The organism is Anaeromicropila herbilytica, from assembly GCF_016591975.1.
GTDB classification, from domain to species: Bacteria; Bacillota; Clostridia; order Lachnospirales; family Lachnospiraceae; genus Anaeromicropila; species Anaeromicropila herbilytica.
Window position 1 is genome coordinate 4,126,207 of record NZ_AP024169.1, and the last position, 17,722, is coordinate 4,143,928.

General features: G+C 27.5%; 11 protein-coding genes. All 11 read right to left on the reverse strand.

The features are described 5' to 3' along the window. Positions 1-69: 69 nt before the first annotated feature. Genes bsdtb5_RS17620 through bsdtb5_RS17670 form a run of 11 tightly spaced genes read right to left on the reverse strand, consistent with a single transcriptional unit; the run spans position 70 to position 17,640 of the window. Complete coding sequence (locus bsdtb5_RS17620; RefSeq protein WP_271713278.1) at positions 70-1,782, reverse strand: hypothetical protein; 1,713 nt, start codon at positions 1,780-1,782, stop codon at positions 70-72. Continuing rightward, complete coding sequence (locus bsdtb5_RS17625) at positions 1,783-2,880, reverse strand: acyltransferase family protein (RefSeq protein WP_271713279.1); 1,098 nt, start codon at positions 2,878-2,880, stop codon at positions 1,783-1,785. Positions 2,881-2,911: 31 nt separating this feature from the next. Continuing rightward, positions 2,912-6,247 (reverse strand): LTA synthase family protein, encoded by a 3,336-nt coding sequence (locus tag bsdtb5_RS17630; RefSeq protein WP_271713280.1) that lies wholly within the window; start codon positions 6,245-6,247, stop codon positions 2,912-2,914. A 27-nt stretch (positions 6,248-6,274) separates the two neighbouring features. After that, positions 6,275-10,714, reverse strand: a complete 4,440-nt coding sequence (locus bsdtb5_RS17635; RefSeq protein ID WP_271713281.1) for a glycosyltransferase — start codon at positions 10,712-10,714, stop codon at positions 6,275-6,277. 32 nt (positions 10,715-10,746) lie between these two features. Then, a complete protein-coding gene (locus bsdtb5_RS17640) occupies positions 10,747-11,832 on the reverse strand; it encodes a glycosyltransferase family protein (protein ID WP_271713282.1) in 1,086 nt (361 codons plus the stop codon). Between the two features lies 1 nt (position 11,833). Next, the gene (locus tag bsdtb5_RS17645; RefSeq protein ID WP_271713283.1) at positions 11,834-13,174 is read right to left on the reverse strand and encodes an ABC transporter ATP-binding protein; all 1,341 of its coding nucleotides are present in this window, start codon (positions 13,172-13,174) and stop codon (positions 11,834-11,836) included. Then, complete coding sequence (locus bsdtb5_RS17650) at positions 13,174-13,953, reverse strand: ABC transporter permease (RefSeq protein WP_271713284.1); 780 nt, start codon at positions 13,951-13,953, stop codon at positions 13,174-13,176. The genes bsdtb5_RS17645 and bsdtb5_RS17650 overlap by 1 nt, the downstream gene beginning before the upstream one ends. 40 nt (positions 13,954-13,993) lie before the next feature. Further along, positions 13,994-14,914 carry a glycosyltransferase family 2 protein gene (locus bsdtb5_RS17655; RefSeq protein ID WP_271713285.1) on the reverse strand — a complete coding sequence of 307 codons (921 nt, stop codon included), beginning with the start codon at positions 14,912-14,914 and terminating at the stop codon, positions 13,994-13,996. Further along, on the reverse strand, positions 14,895-16,103 hold the full coding sequence (locus tag bsdtb5_RS17660; protein ID WP_271713286.1) for a glycosyltransferase family 4 protein: 1,209 nt from the start codon (positions 16,101-16,103) through the stop codon (positions 14,895-14,897). The genes bsdtb5_RS17655 and bsdtb5_RS17660 overlap by 20 nt, the downstream gene beginning before the upstream one ends. A gap of 42 nt (positions 16,104-16,145) precedes the next feature. Beyond that, positions 16,146-17,015: an NAD-dependent epimerase/dehydratase family protein gene (locus tag bsdtb5_RS17665; RefSeq protein WP_271713287.1), complete on the reverse strand. Its 870-nt coding sequence runs from the start codon at positions 17,013-17,015 to the stop codon at positions 16,146-16,148. Beyond that, positions 16,981-17,640 carry a sugar transferase gene (locus bsdtb5_RS17670; protein ID WP_330611741.1) on the reverse strand — a complete coding sequence of 220 codons (660 nt, stop codon included), beginning with the start codon at positions 17,638-17,640 and terminating at the stop codon, positions 16,981-16,983. Before bsdtb5_RS17670 ends, bsdtb5_RS17665 begins: the two co-directional genes overlap by 35 nt. Between the last annotated feature and the right edge of the window lie 82 nt (positions 17,641-17,722).

Consider the following 17,722-nt stretch of genomic DNA (forward strand, 5'->3'; position numbering starts at 1 on the left):
AAATATAATTTTATAAAAAGTAAATTTTATGAAAAGTGTACCCAAATTCGCAAGATTACCATCTGATAACTAATTATTATCTATAATCATTTTATTAGAAATAGAATTAGTTTTTGAATCCTTAACCATTACCTCAATTTTTTTTACTTTTAATAACTGTTTTGGTATGACAGTTGATATAAAATCCTTACCTATTGATGTGTTCATTTCTTCTCCATTAATAAGTATTTTTAAATTTTCACTTGCAATATTGCATACTACTCCTATATTAAGTGATCCATCTTTATTATAAGTTGTCTCTGAATCTATCTGACTAGGATATATAGAATTTATTACTAATGCCTTTGGAGTCATATCTCTTTTAACCTCTGTAATACTATTATTGCTATTATCCAAAAATATGTATGGTTGTTCAGGATTATCGGGAAATTCATCAACAAGTATTGTATTAATTGATTGATTATCAAACATTAATTTCAATGAATTACCTGGTCCATAAAAAAATATGTTATATCCCTCTAATGCTCCTTTTACATATACATTTGTATCATCTACAGGTGCCTGTAACTTTTCTATTTGCTTTAGAGAATTAGCATCTTGGCTACAATAATTAAGCCAATTTACTTTGTATCCAACCATCCCTGGTGTATAGTTAACCAAATATAAGCATAGAATAAATATTATAATAAATTCCCACAAATACTTAAATTGAAAATAGCTCATTACTTTATATAATACAATTGCAACAGTGAGACCAATAAAAACAGATGGTATATATAAATATAATCTATGTTGCATATTTACCATAGTAAGCACAACAGTAATTGATATACCTATTGAGATAATAGAAAGCAAAATCGAAAAGTCTCTCCTTTTAATAGCCTTATATAAAGAAAATATAACTATAATTCCAAAAACTCCAACACCAAATAAAGCACCATAGGAAAAGTCTGTAAATGTAAATCCACTATTTCCCCAATCAAAATATAAAAACATATATCTAATTGCATTCTTAAAAAGACTAAATATATTAAAACTTTGATAGTAAGGATTATCAGGTGTTACATTTTTTACACCACTTAAATATAATCTTAAAACAAAAAATACCATCATAAACAGCTGAAAAAATAAGTACCATCTTAATTTTATACGTTTTTTTTCATCTAATGACTTCCATAATTCATATACAAGAATAATTAGTGGTAAGGTTAATGACATCTCTTTTGTCCTTATTGAAAAATAGAAACAAATTATTGAAATTAAGGCATAAAAATTGCAATAGTCTAAATTAATTCTTGATTTTAGGTAAAAATACAAACTTAATAAAGTAAATAAACAACATAATATATCATACACTGCTGATATCCAAGAAACAGTCATTAATGAAGCTGGATAAATTCCAAATACTGCTGCTGCAATAACTGAAAAGTATATTTTTAATTTTTCATCAACTCCATCGAAAACTAGCTTTGAAATCTTATATACTAAAATTATATTTATAAAATGTACTATTCCAAATACAATATGATAACTTTGATAGTTTAAACCAAATAATATATTCAGCACTTTAATAAACATTAAACCAATAGGTCTATCATTGTATGATTTTGATGGTAGAAAGCTAAATAATTCATTGAAAGTTTTAAATCTAGCATTACATAAGGTTGTAAAATCATCAAAAGTAAAACTATTAGATACTGTTAGCATCCACAATATAGATAAAAAACTAAATGTGAAAAGTATTAAAATTAACAGTGTATTTTTATTATTCTTTTGTACCATTTAGTTACCCTCCTTATTAATTTTTAGTTTAGCATTAAAAATAAAATTAGGAATAATATTCATCTGTGCCAAGAATGATACAAAAATACAGATTCCAATTGATACAATAGTAATGGCAAGCCACTGTATTCCACTTGAATATCTAGGTGTAAGTTCTTTTAAATATCCTATTGGAAACTCTTTAACTATTACTAGCATTCCAAAAATTATTCGAAAAGCCATAAAATGAAATACCAAAATACTGTATGTTCTTTTTCCTATATAAGAAAATACTTTATAAAATATATTTGATGTTTCAATAACTTTTGATATTATATAACACAAATATATAGCGCATAAGCTAGATAAAATTAGAATTGGTAAAGATGGAAACTGACGTGTAGGCCAATTCATTGGTAACTGTCCCTTAAAATAAAAACTTCCAAAAAATACAACAATAAATAAAGAAAAAATAGTCATTACTTTTTTATCTATATATTCATCTATATTTTTATTTCTACCCAGTAAAACACCAATTCCAAAAAACAACATTCCAAATGAGCTTAAATCAAAATAATAATTTAATATATATCCTTTTGATATACATATCCACCCAATAAGAGAAAATAAAATAGAAACTATAATATCCAAATTCTTTATTCTTATAATAGAACAAACATCAGAGAAAATTTTGAATAGTATCTCAATTGTAAAAAGTACAATTAAAAACCAAGTGGCACCACCAAAATCCGGAGTACCCACCCATTGAAATAATAGTTTTATTCTATTTAAAAAACTTATTGGTTCTCCATTTTGAAAGTATTTATATAAATCAAATCTTTGTAAAATAGTATAAACTATAATATAAAAAATGTTAATACATATCATAGGCAGTAATAATAATAGCACTTTCTTTTTTAAATAATTAAAAAAGGAATAATTCTCACCTGAATATGTAAAACCTGATATCAAAATAAACGCTGACATATGAAATAGATAAATATAAGTTGTAAAAGGTGCACCAGCATGGCCCATAACCACCATAATAATACATATCCCCTTATATACATCTACCCACGGAATATGATTTAATTTTTTATATGTTAATTGATTTTCCATATTATTAAATCTCCTATCGTAATTTAATTATTTAATATCCGAAGAATTTATTCCCCAAATAATTTTTACCATATAAATAATCATACTGTATCAATTCATACATATGATATAATTCTTTTTGTTCTTTTGTTAATTCAGTAGAGTGAGATTGATCAGGATTTAATGCAATACCAAAGGATAAACCAGGAGAAACATTATATAAGACGTTTAAAAATTTAAAAAAATCTGGTTCTTTTAATCCAAATGTTTGCATAAGTTTAGGCATTAGTTGATAAGAGCTGATATCTCCTAAATCGCACTTAACATTTTTATAGTTACTCCATGCAACTACAGTTGATAAATGTAATTTATATTTTTTTTCACTTAATGTACTATTACTTGGCAGATAACCCGATTCTATAAAACCCTTCTCTGCTGGATTTCCGAATCCAGTCATATGATCCCCAAAGAATACGATAATTGTAGGTTCTTTTACATTTTTAAAATACTGTATTAACTCTCCCAATGCCTTATCAGAATAATGTAAACCTGTTGCTAAATCCTTTAAACCATCTACTTCATTATCTGACAAACCCGTAGCATTGAAATCAATCAATTCTGAACTATTCCATCGTTTTGATGAATATGCTGGATGATTCTGAACAGTTACTGTTAAATTCATCCATGGTTTTTTAGATTTTAATGAATAATCTTTATATTCTTCTATAATTTTTTTTGATACTTCTTCATCTGAAATAAAATTTCTTTTTATTTCAGGTCTAACAAAATTATCCATTGTCAAAAATTTATCAAACCCCATATTTGGATATGCTACATTACGATTCCAATTCTTTGCTAAGTATGGATGTAAAGCTACTGTTGAATATCCTTGTGTTTTTTCAAATTGAGCAAGAGAAGAAAATCTTCTTGTAACCAACTGTTGATAAGGTGTTGATTCAATAGGTAAGAATTCTTTTGAAAACCCTGTCATAACCTCAAATTCAGTACTTGCAGTACCTCCACCAAATATTGATGTGAATAAATTTCCTGAAATTGAGCTATTTCTAAGCATATTAATTGTAGGAAATAAATCTTCACTAAATTTAACATTAGGTAGTTTGGTTACATCCCAGAATGATTCACTCATTATTAATATAATATTAGGTTTAACATTATTTGTTTTCTTCTCATTGTTTTCAATTAATTTATCTACTTTCTTTTTGATAGATAACATTGATGTTTTAGAATAATCTTGGGGTTTTTTTACATGATAACACTTAATTTCAGCCATAAATGTATTAAAAAATCCGTATTCTTTATAATCTTCGATTGAATTCCATCCACCTATAGTATAATAATTACCCAAATATACACTTTTCACAAAAGTTATTAAAATTAGTATTAAAAGAATTGGAATACACATTCTTAACACCTTATTACCTATTTTTAACGCCGTAAATTTTACTTTTGGAATAAAATACATACATGTTGTATATATAAGTAATAAAATAATTAATAAAACAATTCTTAAATTAACTTCAATTTTAAATCCACTTATAATACTTTTAACTTCTTTAATAAGTGATATATCCCAAGGGAAAAAAGGAGTCCCTCGATACAATAATTTATAATAATTTATCAATACAGGTAGTATACAACAAAGACCAATTAACAGTGTAGCTATCCATACTCTTCCACACAACACTTGCAAAATTAGATATAACAGAAATATAAAAATAAAACTAATTATATATTCCATTTTGTGATGAATAATCCAAACTAAAGTTTTATAAAATGATTGATACTGAATAATATATGAAGTAAATAAAATTAAATTAGTTGTATATACTCCTACTAAAAAATATATAAGAATACTTTTATGTAACTCTACAGAATCATCCTTTAATTTCCATGCCTTAAACAATATATAGTAGAACCCATAAATAATTAAATATAAAAATATCGCAACGACAATATAAGCAAAATATGCACTATAATTATATGAAACAATCTTTGGATTAGGATATTGTGTAGTTACAATATACTGATTATCACCATCTATTATAACTTTCAATGAATCATCAAGCTGTTCCATTTTAGTCCCATTAATACCAAAAAAATTCTGACTAACATCTTTTCCCGAAATTATACTATTCCAAAATATAGTTTTTATATTGATATCATAAAAATTCAGCAAATAAGGCCCAGGCTCAGCATAATGAAAGTCTAATCTTAATTTTTGAATTCTATTGTATGGTAATTTAAATGTTAGCTTTTGCCTTACCTCTTTACCTTTTATTGTATCATTTAAAGAATATCCATTACTAAATGGATATTCTTTAGACAAATTATCATAAAAAAATAGACAATCTATTGTTTTATTACTTTGCACATTAAAACTTATTCTTACTTCTTGTTGTTTTATAATATAATTAAAAGCCATAAAACAAAGAATAAATACTGTAAGCAAAGATAGTATAGCAATATTATTTTTTTTCCAATTTATTAATTTTAATATTTGTACCAATGAAAAATTTTTATTGTGCTTTTTTTTCTTTATAAAATATATAAGAAAAACACAAGTAATTAATATAAGTACGGTAATAATCCACGCTATAATAAACCACTTAATTTCATCAGAGAAAATAAATAACGAATTAACTACTTTACTACAAATAATATTCCAAATGAAATATATTAAATACATACATATTAAGTTTAAAAAAGCATAATGCGCTATTTTTTTTACAACTCGATATTCGTTTTTTAATGAAGTTTTCAATATCTCAATAATCTTTTGTAATATATTAAAGAAAATTATCCAAAAACATAACTCAGAAATTACTACTAGCACAAGATTAAAATAATTAAAATGTACTAATTCAGGCTCTATTAAACTATTTGATACAATATATTGGTTTTTCCCGCCAATAACAACTTTAAGTCCATTATCCAATCGTTCTACAATAGCACCATTTATTCCTTCGAAATGTTGATTAATATATTTAGATGAAATCTCTTTAATAAATAAAATATTAGACAATTGTATTTTATATAAAACGACTGAGGATACTTCATTATTACTCATCCCCAAATCTATTCTTAAATTTTTTGTTCTGTTTGCTGGTATTGTAACATGAATTAATTGTTTCTTAGAATCTCCTTTAATTTCTCCATCCAAAAATAAACTTCCAAAAGGATAGTCTTTATTAAAATCATCATAATATATACGATAATCTCTAGTTTGTTCACTTTTTATAAGAAGGTTTACCTGAACGTTATCATTAGCAATATAAGCATTTACTGTAAATAATACACTAAAGATTGTTAATATTACAGAAATTATTAATAATAAAATTTTCATATTGTTAAATTTAATATTTTTCATTAGTCTTTTACTTTGCTGGCTAAATATCTACACTTTTAATTCACTTTCAATATTTGTTTCCCAGCTAATTCCTTTTCTTTTCTTATGCATTTTCCACTTTTTGCTCCATTTTTTTTCGTATCTTTGTTTATTCTCTTCGAAAATAGTTCTAAATTTATGATCTTGCAACTTTTTAAAAGATGCTCCTTCAAAATGATGTATAAATGAATCTTCTGAAATAGTTAATTTATATCCCGCCTTTTTAACAGCTTCTGCATAATCATCATCCTCAAACATTCCAACTCCATATTCTTCATCCAATACACCACATTTATCTATAACTTCTCTTTTTATCAATGTACAGAATAGTGCTAGTACACTAGGATTTTGGTACTGCTTCCCCATATTGTCCCATGTGTAATTGTATGAAAATGTATTTAACTCATCTATAGAATGATAATGAACTTTAATTTTCGCTTCATTTCCTATTGAATTTGTTACAGGTCCACACATACCCAATTTATCATCATTTTCAAGATGTTTTACTAATGATGTGAGCCATCCCCTCGTAACTATAGTATCATTATTTAGTAATAATACATAATCACCTTCTGATGCTTTTATGCCAATGTTATTTCCACCTGCAAATCCACTATTTGAATTATTTAAGATTACTTTTACATTAGGTAATTTTCGTTCATCTAATTGTTCTAAATATTCTCTAGTTCCATCCGTAGATAAATTATCAACTACTATTAATTCATAATTAGGGTAAGCAGTCTTATTAAGGATACTATTGATACATAATTTATTCAATTTTAAATTGTTATATGTTAATACTACAATACTAACCTTGGGAACAGCTTTATAACATAACTCTGCAAATATTTCATATCTTTCTTGCCAATCATTGCTTTTACCAAATTCTATGCACTCTTCTTCATTAGCTAGTTCATCTGTATTATCTAAACACTTTTGTATATATTCCACGAATTCTCTATTATCATTTGTCATATATACATATTTATTTCTAAACAGCTCAAGCTCAGGTATCTCTGTAGCAACGACTTTCTTACCTGCACTCAAGTACTCATAAAATTTCACAGGATTTGTTGCCTTTATTAAATCAGTTGACGTATCGAACGGAATTAAACATACATCAAAATATTCTAGGTGTTTAGGTAATTCTTCATAAGGGATTTCACCTAATAATTTAATATTTGAGTATTTTTGAAGTTTATTTCTTCCTTCTGTTACCTCTCCAATTATTACAATATCATATTCTTTTAAATTTTCAGCAACATAGCATACTTTATCAAAATCAAACCATTGTGCAACAGCACCATAGTATCCAATAACTTTTCGCTCTCGATTACTTCTTCTTAATGCTGCTTTATTAAAATGCTTAAATTCCGTACCATTTCGAATTATTTCAATATTTGAATTATATTTTTTAGCTATATCATATAAAAATTGTGAACTTGGAATTACAAAATCACTTGTCTCAAGTAATTTTGTACAATTAGCACCAACTAGCTTTTCTGCAGGGTTAAGAAATCCTGTATAATCATCCATATAATCAGTTATGATTTTAAAACCAAACTTATTTCTTAAATATTCTGCAGCATATATCCAGTTTGGATAATCTACAACCGTTATTGCATCTCTAATACAATAATCATGTAATAATTTATTTAATAACTTATATAGCTCTTCCTTTTGATTAGACCAATCTGTTAAATGAATTGCAGAATAGTCTTCATTCTTAAAATTAACGATGTATAAATTTTCATCTAAATTAACAATATTAGATTCATTAAAATGGTTTGCATTAATATAAAATACACGATGCCCATTCTTTGCAAAACTAGTAGCTAGATGCTGTGGTCGCTGATATCTAAAATCATAATCAATAACTGATAGAACTATGACATCATAATTATTATAGTCCTTTTCTAATATAACTTGTTGTTCCTGATTAAACTGTTCAATCATTTTCTTTGTTCTAGCAAACCATGTATTTCCGTTAGCAATACAAGGAGCATTTTTAGATGCCAATTGTTTAATCTCAGCACTAGTAAATTTATCCAGATAATATAAATATTCATCCTTATTATTAAAACAAGCTACATAATCACATATATATGATTCCATTTCTTTCATATTCGATGTTATTACAGGTAATCCAATTGCACAATATTCATAAAATTTTATAGGTGATACACAATTCATAGCTTCGTTAATTACAAAAGGAATTGTTGCAACATCAAAAAATTTTGCATAATCAGACAACTCATTATATTGCTTTAATCCAAGAAGATGAATATTAGGAATATTCTTAATTACCGATGTATCATAAATCACTTTACCAATAAAAACGAATTCAAAATTTGGACGTGCTTTTGCAACTTCTGCAACTAGATTAAAATCCATCCATTCAGCTATATATCCATAATATCCAACAATTTTATTGCCTTTATTTATAATTATTTGCATATCTTCTGGAATATAATCTTTATGCTGATTTAAAAATTCATCTGGATTTGTACCATTAGGTAAGTAGACAATATCCTCTCTATTTTTTATATATTTTTGTAATGGTTTGGCAACATAACTAATCCATTCAGCCTTGCAAACTATCTCATTGTGTAATATTTCATATTGCTCATCATAATAAGGAAATATATCCAATTTATCTAAAATATGATACCAAATTTTCTTATTTTCAATTTTATTAACAAAAGCCATTGATCCTAACCATGTTAACATAACAGTAACATTAGTTTTTCCAATTGCCATCAATAAATCAGTTTCATGTGTAATAATTAAGTTCGGTTCTATTTCACGATAACAATCCTTTATATTTGGATGCTCACAAAAAAAGCAAAGCCATCCTTGCTTAGAAAAAGCGCGTAACAACTGCTGTGGTGTTTGAAGCGGCTCCCAGTAAACTACATGGGGATAGATTAGTATACCCTTATAATTGCCATTTCTAATTCTATTTTCAATATCAATTGTTTCTTTTGTCTTCTTTCTATTAAATTCCTTATTTATCCTATGCTCTTCTTCAACAATATGCCTATTTAATTCGCATTCTATATTGCTATTTATTTGAATTGTATTATCAAAATTATTAGATTTTTGAATTATATCATTTGCAATATTATTGCCTAATATATTTAACACAGAGTATATAGGATTATATCGATGTTCTGCATCTCCTCCTCTTCTCATAACTTTTGATTGTATCCATTTAATAAAAAGCTTTTTCTCATTTTTATTTCCTTTGAAAAACTGATACTTTAATCTATTCAAAAAATGAATTAATTGAAATAATTTCGACTTAGACATTGCTAAACACTGATTTATTGCTTGACGAGTAATTTCTTCTTTTTTATTTAATTGCGTAGAAAATGATTTTAAATCTTTTTCCAATTCTTCTATTTTTTTAATATAACTATCTTGATTATTAATATAACCCTGTAACATTTTATCTGCTTCTACTAATTTATTTTCTATATTTGTTCTTTCTACTTCTAAATTTTGATTGTCTACTAATAATTTATTTTGCTTTCTCTCAAGGTTTTCTTCCTTAATCTTTAATTGAGTATTTTCTGTCTCTAACATATAAAACTTTTCTTCATATACTTTCTTATCGTTGAGTAATCCAAAATTATAAGAAACAAGATCAAAAATTCTAGTACTATTTACTGTTGAATTAACATCAGATTCACTATAACTTATAGGTTGTAATGATTTGGTTTTAGTTGCCGTATAGGCAACTAAATATCCTTCTTCTACTGGCATTAATTGTTCCGACATTAATTTTTCATATAGTTTATCCAACTCACCTTCATAGCCTTCTGCAACATGAATATGATGGGCTGAAACAGCTGGAGTTGATATATACTCAACATGAACATCATCTAATCCTATTCTATTTAAGATATCAATATAATTATTTCTTAAATACTCCGTTCCATATATCCATTTACTTTCGCTCATTAATTTTGCTCTCATTAATAGATACGCTATACTTTTTGTATTTGGAACTAAAAATAGTACCCCCTTACTTGATATTTTTTCTGCATTCCTCATCGCTATTTCTAATTCTACATCTCCAAAGTGTTCCATCACACCAGAATTCCATGCAATTTCATATTTCATTGGCAAATTATCTATATTCATCAAGTCACCCTTAATAAAATCTGCCTTTAAATTATACTTCTTAAATGTCTCTTTGGCCTTTTCTAAAGCCACATTACTAAAATCAAATAAGGTTACATTATAACCTTTAAGTGCTAAACAAGCTGATAAATGGCCACTACCACACCCCAATTCAATTAATGTTGCTCCAGGATTAATTTCTAAGTCTTTTAAAAGTTTTTCTATTTCATCAGCTATCTGAAATTCTCTCTCCTCAATATCTATTGGATATGTTTCAGCTACTTCATCCCATGTTTCAATAGATGGTACTAAATTATTCATATCAATTATTTCCTCTCTTTTGTCACCATTTATTAATATAAATCTACTTCTATCTTTTCTAACATATGTTTAACTCTAATTTCCCACGAATTAGCATTAATAAAATTTATATAATCTTTTTCTGTTTTAAAAGGTTTTTTAAATGTTTTTTTACATTTACTTGAAAGTTCTGAATAATTCTCATATGTTTCAAGTAATGTACCAAAACTATCTATCTCCAGGCTTTTAACTGCTAAAACTGGTTTATTCATAGCCAAATATTCATATATTTTTACAGGATTGATAGTATCTAGAAGTATATCTTGTTTAAACGTGTATAAGCATACATCAAAAGTACTAATCATATCAAAAATCTTTTCCTTAGAAATTGTATTAACATACTTAACATTTGATATATGTAATTCAGGTAGCATATTAGGCCCAACTAAAATTACTTCACAATTTTCATCTGCTTCTGCAATAGTGCGTATTGCTTCTATATCAAACCAATGCCCTATGGTACCTATATAACCAAATACTCTTTTTTTAATATCATGTCCATTATACTCAATATATTTTTTTTCTATTGATACTGCATTAGGAACAAGACTTACATTATCTGTAATTGCAGATATTTCATTATAAAATTTAATTGCTGTTACAAATATATAATCTGCCTTTCTAATAAGTTTTGGCTCTATTCTCAATAAATACTTACGTAATAATTTATTTTTAGTTAAATTTATATCATCATCCATTTTATCATATATGATAATTTTATTTCTCACCCATTTTATTAAACCATACCAACCACTATAAGCCACCCATATTATATCCACTTTTTTAACATATCCCTTTATTTGTGAAAATTCAGGAAATAGAGTAAAATTATAATGATCAATACCTTGAACACTAATATGTGGGGATAGTACACCATTTAGCCGTATTATATGTAAGTTATTTGAAACATCATATTTTCTAGAAAAACATTTTTCTCCGCCTTTTATTAAATACTTCATAAAGCTTATCGTAGGATCAATATACCAAACTTCATTGTTCTTAGATAACTCTTCTGCTATATGCTGTGGACGTTGTTTTAATCCGTCAAAAGCTATTGGAGCTAAATACAAAATTTTCATCTTATTCTCCTATAGATGTTACTTCTATACTATTTACTAACTTTAATTCATCAACCTGCCAATAATGTTCTAAACGACACACTCCATACTCATCAACTCTCTCTGACATTATTTGTATTTCTGATACATTCCATATAACATCATATTCAATATCATCCTCTGCATATATCCCAACATTCAGCAAATATTTCCCTTGTAACAATCCATTATTTAAAATTCTCATAGTGACTTCTTCTGTTTTATCTATATCTACCAAATAATCAAGTTCCTTATAAATACTTGTTCCATAACAATACAGACCATCATCTCTCGAAAAACTTACAGCAAAATTAGATTTGATACCCTCAAGATTACTTCTAAAATTCATCTTTACTGTAATTTCTTCACCGCTTTTAAATACGATAGTTTCTTTTCCTTCTTTGTTGTACAACTTAACATTAATAAAATTAACAAGTCCATTTCCCGTTCTCACTGCTCTTGAACTACAAAATGATTGAATTCTTGCATTACGAACATTTTTAATCGACATAATGTTTTCTTTTTCATCATTGATATTCTGTTCATCAAGTTTTTCTTGAAATTCTTCCTCTATCTTTTCTAGACGCTTTCCTTCCATTTCTACAAGATAATGTTGACCAACAAACTTAGGCACCCCTTCTTCCTTAATTAATCCATCTTCAATCCATATTGCTCTATCACATATTTGTTCAATTTGTCCCATAGAATGAGAAACAATTATAATCGTTGTGCCTTTTGCTTTGATTTCTTTTAATTTTTCAAAACATTTTGTCTGAAAACTCACATCGCCAACTGCTAAAATTTCATCTATTAATAGAACATCAGCATTTACATTTATAGCAACTGAAAATGCAAGCCTCATATACATCCCTGATGAATATGTTCTGACTGGATTATCTAAAAATTCTTCTAGTTCTGAGAACTTTATAATATCATCCATTCGCTTATCAATTTCTTTTCTTGTAAGTCCAAATATAGACGCATTAGTGTAGATATTTTCTCTACCACTCATATCAGGGTGAAAACCTGCCCCTAATTCAAGTAAACTTGATACTCTTCCTTTTATATTAATAGTTCCTTCGCTTGGATACATAATACGCGACAGTAATTTTAATGTTGTACTTTTTCCACAGCCATTTTTTCCAAGCAATCCAATTGCTTCCCCTTTTTTTACATTAAAGTTAATTCCCCTTAATACAAATCGATCTTCATATCTATTTCTATTCTGGAATAATATTTTTTCTTTTAAACTACTTCCCTTATCAAAATACACTTTAAACTTTTTTTTAACATTTTTTACTTCTATTACATTTTCTGCATTCATTATAATTCCTCCACAAAATTTTTCTGCAAATGTGAGAACGTTATACTACCAATTAATAATATTACAATTCCGAATACAGTAGCTTGAAATAATGTATCTAAATGTGGAATTCTTTTGTAATACAAAATATCTCGATATGCAATAATTACTGGAGTTAACGGGTTTAGATTAAATATTGGTATTATATTTTTTGGAACCATATCAACAGAATACATGATTGGCGTTAAATACATCCATGCCATAGTAACAATCCCCAAAATATGCTCTAGATCTCTAAAATACACAGTTAATGCAGCAGATATTAATGCAATACCTAATGCTAATATGTACTCAACACACATTACTAACGGTAAGCATAATATTGCCAAAGGATTAATTCCAACACCAGTCACAAAAAGTACAGCAAAAATAATAACAAAACAAAATAACATGTTAACAAATGAACTTGTTACATATGAAATTGGTAACACTTCACGTGGAAAATATATTTTTTTAACTATATCTTGTTGATTTATTATAGATACAGCTCCTCCATTAACAGAAGAACTAAAGAATATCCAAGGTATTAGCCCTACTATTAAATATAAATAAAATCTATCAATTCCAGACTTCATTATAACTGAGAATACCATAGTGTAGATTATTATTTGAAATAATGGATTTATAAATGTCCACAAAAATCCTAATACCGACCCTTTATAACGCCCTCTTAAATCTTTTCTTACTAAACTTACAATCATTTCTCTATATGAATATATTTCTTGTATTCGTTTTAACATCTCGACTCCTTTTTACTTTTGTTACTTATTTGAACTATTTCTATACTTGTCCAAATAAAAACATTAATTTAAATATAATATTATCTTTTTTATCTTGTCTAAAGATTTGATTCGAATAAATTATTTTAAGTCTAAATCTTAGAATTTTTTTATAGTTTATTACATAATTTAATAATTCACTTTTATTTTTATCAACTTCATATATTTCAATAAATTCTAAAGCTTGTTTTAAAACAATTCCTTTTTTTGTTTGGTACTTTAAAATACGTCTTATAAATTTATGACCACTGCCTTCTGGTGCTCCGACAACATTATTTTTATGTTGTCTATATAAGATATACGAATGTTTATCATATATAACCTTTCCAAAGCAAGTTGCCACCATATATAACCACCAGTCATGCATAAAAGCTTGTCTAGGTATCTTTTTTCTGACTAATAGTAATAATTTATTATTAATCACCATAGTACAGCCTACACATATATTTTCAATTATAGAATTACCAAAATCAGGTTTTATATTACTTAGATTTGTTTTTATCATATGAGCATTTAGATTTTCATCTACTACGTCAAAACCACTACAATATAATAAAGGAATTTTGCGGTATTTATTATAATTACTCATTTGTATTATAGCATTACTTAATTTATTACTCTTCCAAACATCATCTTGATCTGAAAATGAATAAAAATCTGCTGTTTGATCGGTTTTTTGTATAAGATCAAAAAAACTGTTTTTTGCACCTATGTTATCACCTTGGTAATATTCTACATTAGAATATTTACTTGAATATTCTTCAAGTATTGATAATGTACTATCACTAGAACCATCATCTCTTATTAGAAGTGTGATATTTTTATGATCCTGTTGAAGTATACTATCTAACTGTTCTCTAAGATACTTCTCACCATTATATGTTGACATCAATACTTGGACTTTATTTTTCGCAGTATCCATTAATTTCTTCACTCCAAACTTGTTTCTTTTCCCCTGTAACACTATCATAAAGATACTTCATTCGTTGATTTACGTTATCTATACCACAACTAATTATATGATTTTTATTGAAGTTTTTCATTCTTTCACAAGTTTTTCTATCCGTTAACAGCATTTTCATTCTTTGAGATAATTTATTACTATCACTTGCTGAAAATAAATATCCACCTTCATTATCGATAACCAATTCATTATTTCCTCTTATATTAGAGCATATAACTGGTAAACCAGCTGCCATTGCTTCCATAACTGCTACTGGCAACCCTTCTTGATAGGAAGGGAAAATAAATACATCAGCTATATGTAATATACAATGAATATCAGTTCTATATCCTGTAAATATAACTTTATTCTCTATGTTTAGTTTCTTTATCAAATTATTAAGCACATCATAGTACTTTCCCCGTCCACATATCACATAAACTACATTTTCAAGATCCAGTTTTGCAAAAGCTTTCAAAGAACATTCATAATTCTTCCTCTTACTAAGTTCAGCAACAGTCAATATCACTTTAGAGCCTTTCGGTATCCTTAATTCTTTTCTCAATTGTTCTTTATCAACTTTTGTATTTTCAATTTTATCAACATCGATTCCTATCCCTGGTAGATGAACCACCTTTAATTTATTGCCCTTAAACCTACTTCTAGCGCGCTCATAATCCTCTTTATTAATCGTAATCAAACAATCCGTATACTTTGCACATAATTTCTCAATTGGATAAAATATAAGCCAATTAAGTAACGGCGCTCCCTTATAGAAATGAAATCCATGTGCTGTATAGATTACTTTCGTTCCTTTTTGCCTTTCTTTTCGAAAAGCAAGTCTTGCTACCACTCCACCTATTGGTGAATGACAATGTACAATATCATACTTCCCCCTACTTGCGAGTCTTTTAACTTCTATATATGCCTTTAATATTCTATGTATCTTATATATCGAACGTGGTATCGGAATATCGTTGACTTTCACTCCAAGTGCTCTTAATTCCTTTTGAAACTCTTTCACCCGTTCCTTACTCGATGTATTACCTTCCTTAAAATTACATGCAACATGAACTTCATAGCCAAGTTCCATTAGTATATTAATGTTTTGCATGTTAAATTGATCAATCATCGAGGCTACCGAGGATAACATAAGGGCTTTTTTCATCGAATTCCATCTCCTATATATGACCTAATCTTATTTATATCATTACTTTTTCTCTGTCAACTCAATGGAACTTTTCATATCATATTTGCAATAGCTGAATTCTCGATAGCTCGATAGTTCCAAGTCATATACTAAGGTTCCAAATATCTTATTCAGCATATTTATTCTCTTCATTGATAATTTAATCAAGAGATTAAAACAAGAGATTCCGATTACCCTCTTCCCATGTACCCTTGCTATTTCTTGCACCAATTCGGTTGTACTACAATATTCTTTATTTTGTGGAAAGAAGATTCCTCTTTCTTCATTATCTATTAACATTTTAACAAATTCACACAAATTATCAATGTATAAAATACTTCTTCTATTTCTAACCTTTGGGAACATAGGTAATATCCTTGCTAATCTCGCTAATCTTGGATAATTACCTTTTGATCCTTTACCATAGATCATTGGTGCTCTTACAATAGCAATGTGAAAGTTATCATCTTGTAATTGTAATAATCCTTCCTCTGCTTCTAGTTTACTTCTACCATAAAATCCACTCGGATTAGGTACTGTGTCTTTGGTAATAACAGAATGAGAATTATGTCGATTATTTTCTCCGTAGACAATAATGCTGCTCATATATATGAATTGTCTAACGCCAGTTTGTTTTGCTTTTTTTGCTAAATCAATTGTCATGTCTCGATTCACTTTATAATAGGTACTCTCCATACTATCTTTTGCTTCTACGTGCGCGATACCTGCGACATGGAATATGGTATCATATATTGATAAGTCAGTATTTACCCAATTGCCGTCTCGCATTGATATTGTATCTATGACATATTGTGCATTCTCTCCAATCCATTGAAGAAAAGAATTACCAACATAGCTATTCTTCCCTGTAACTAATATTCGCTTGTACATCAATTTTCTTTCCTTCACTTTCCTTGGTTATTCCTTCTCTTACACCATCACTTTTAACCACACTGATTATAGTCCCAAAGAATATCTTAATGTCAAATCCTAAACTCATTCTCTTTATGTATTCACCGTCATATCTTGCCTTCACATCTATAGGCAATTCGTCTCTTCCATTAATCTGCGCCCATCCAGTTAATCCTGGTCTTACTGAGTTTGCATAATATTCATCTCTTTCTGCAATCAGATCATATTGATTCCACAAGGCAGGTCTTGGCCCTACGACACTCATTTCACCTCGTAGGATATTAAATAATTGAGGTAATTCATCAAGACTTGTCTTTCTTAAGAACTTACCAATAGGAGTGATATAGATATCAGGATTCTCAAAAAGGTGCGTTGGCATATCTTTTGGTGTATCAATTCTCATCGTTCTATATTTTAATATGTAGAATTCTTTCTTATTCAGACCGATTCTCTTTTGTTTAAAGAAGGCAGGACCTTTGGATGTTAGTTTCACGATCAAAGTTATTATTATTAATAACCATGATAATACTATAATTCCTAGCAATGATAAGAAGATATCTATTCCTCTTTTTACAACACCATTATATATCCCCTTTTTCTTCATTAATTTTACCACCCTTTATATTGATTTTATTAACAAGTATCCTTTAATTTATATATTCAATAACAAGTGATTATATCCCTAA

Bases quoted from the DNA above. Each gene is read 5' to 3' on its own strand.
- bsdtb5_RS17635 (WP_271713281.1), bottom strand. From the start codon at position 10,714: ATGAATAATTTAGTACCATCTATTGAAACATGGGATGAAGTAGCTGAA.
- bsdtb5_RS17660 (WP_271713286.1), bottom strand. From the start codon at position 16,103: ATGAAAAAAGCCCTTATGTTATCCTCGGTAGCCTCGATGATTGATCAA.
- bsdtb5_RS17670 (WP_330611741.1), bottom strand. From the start codon at position 17,640: ATGAAGAAAAAGGGGATATATAATGGTGTTGTAAAAAGAGGAATAGAT.
- bsdtb5_RS17650 (WP_271713284.1), bottom strand. From the start codon at position 13,953: ATGTTAAAACGAATACAAGAAATATATTCATATAGAGAAATGATTGTA.
- bsdtb5_RS17630 (WP_271713280.1), bottom strand. From the start codon at position 6,247: ATGAAAAATATTAAATTTAACAATATGAAAATTTTATTATTAATAATT.
- bsdtb5_RS17640 (WP_271713282.1), bottom strand. From the start codon at position 11,832: ATGAAAATTTTGTATTTAGCTCCAATAGCTTTTGACGGATTAAAACAA.
- bsdtb5_RS17645 (WP_271713283.1), bottom strand. From the start codon at position 13,174: ATGAATGCAGAAAATGTAATAGAAGTAAAAAATGTTAAAAAAAAGTTT.
- bsdtb5_RS17625 (WP_271713279.1), bottom strand. From the start codon at position 2,880: ATGGAAAATCAATTAACATATAAAAAATTAAATCATATTCCGTGGGTA.
- bsdtb5_RS17655 (WP_271713285.1), bottom strand. From the start codon at position 14,914: ATGGATACTGCGAAAAATAAAGTCCAAGTATTGATGTCAACATATAAT.
- bsdtb5_RS17665 (WP_271713287.1), bottom strand. From the start codon at position 17,015: ATGTACAAGCGAATATTAGTTACAGGGAAGAATAGCTATGTTGGTAAT.
- bsdtb5_RS17620 (WP_271713278.1), bottom strand. From the start codon at position 1,782: ATGGTACAAAAGAATAATAAAAATACACTGTTAATTTTAATACTTTTC.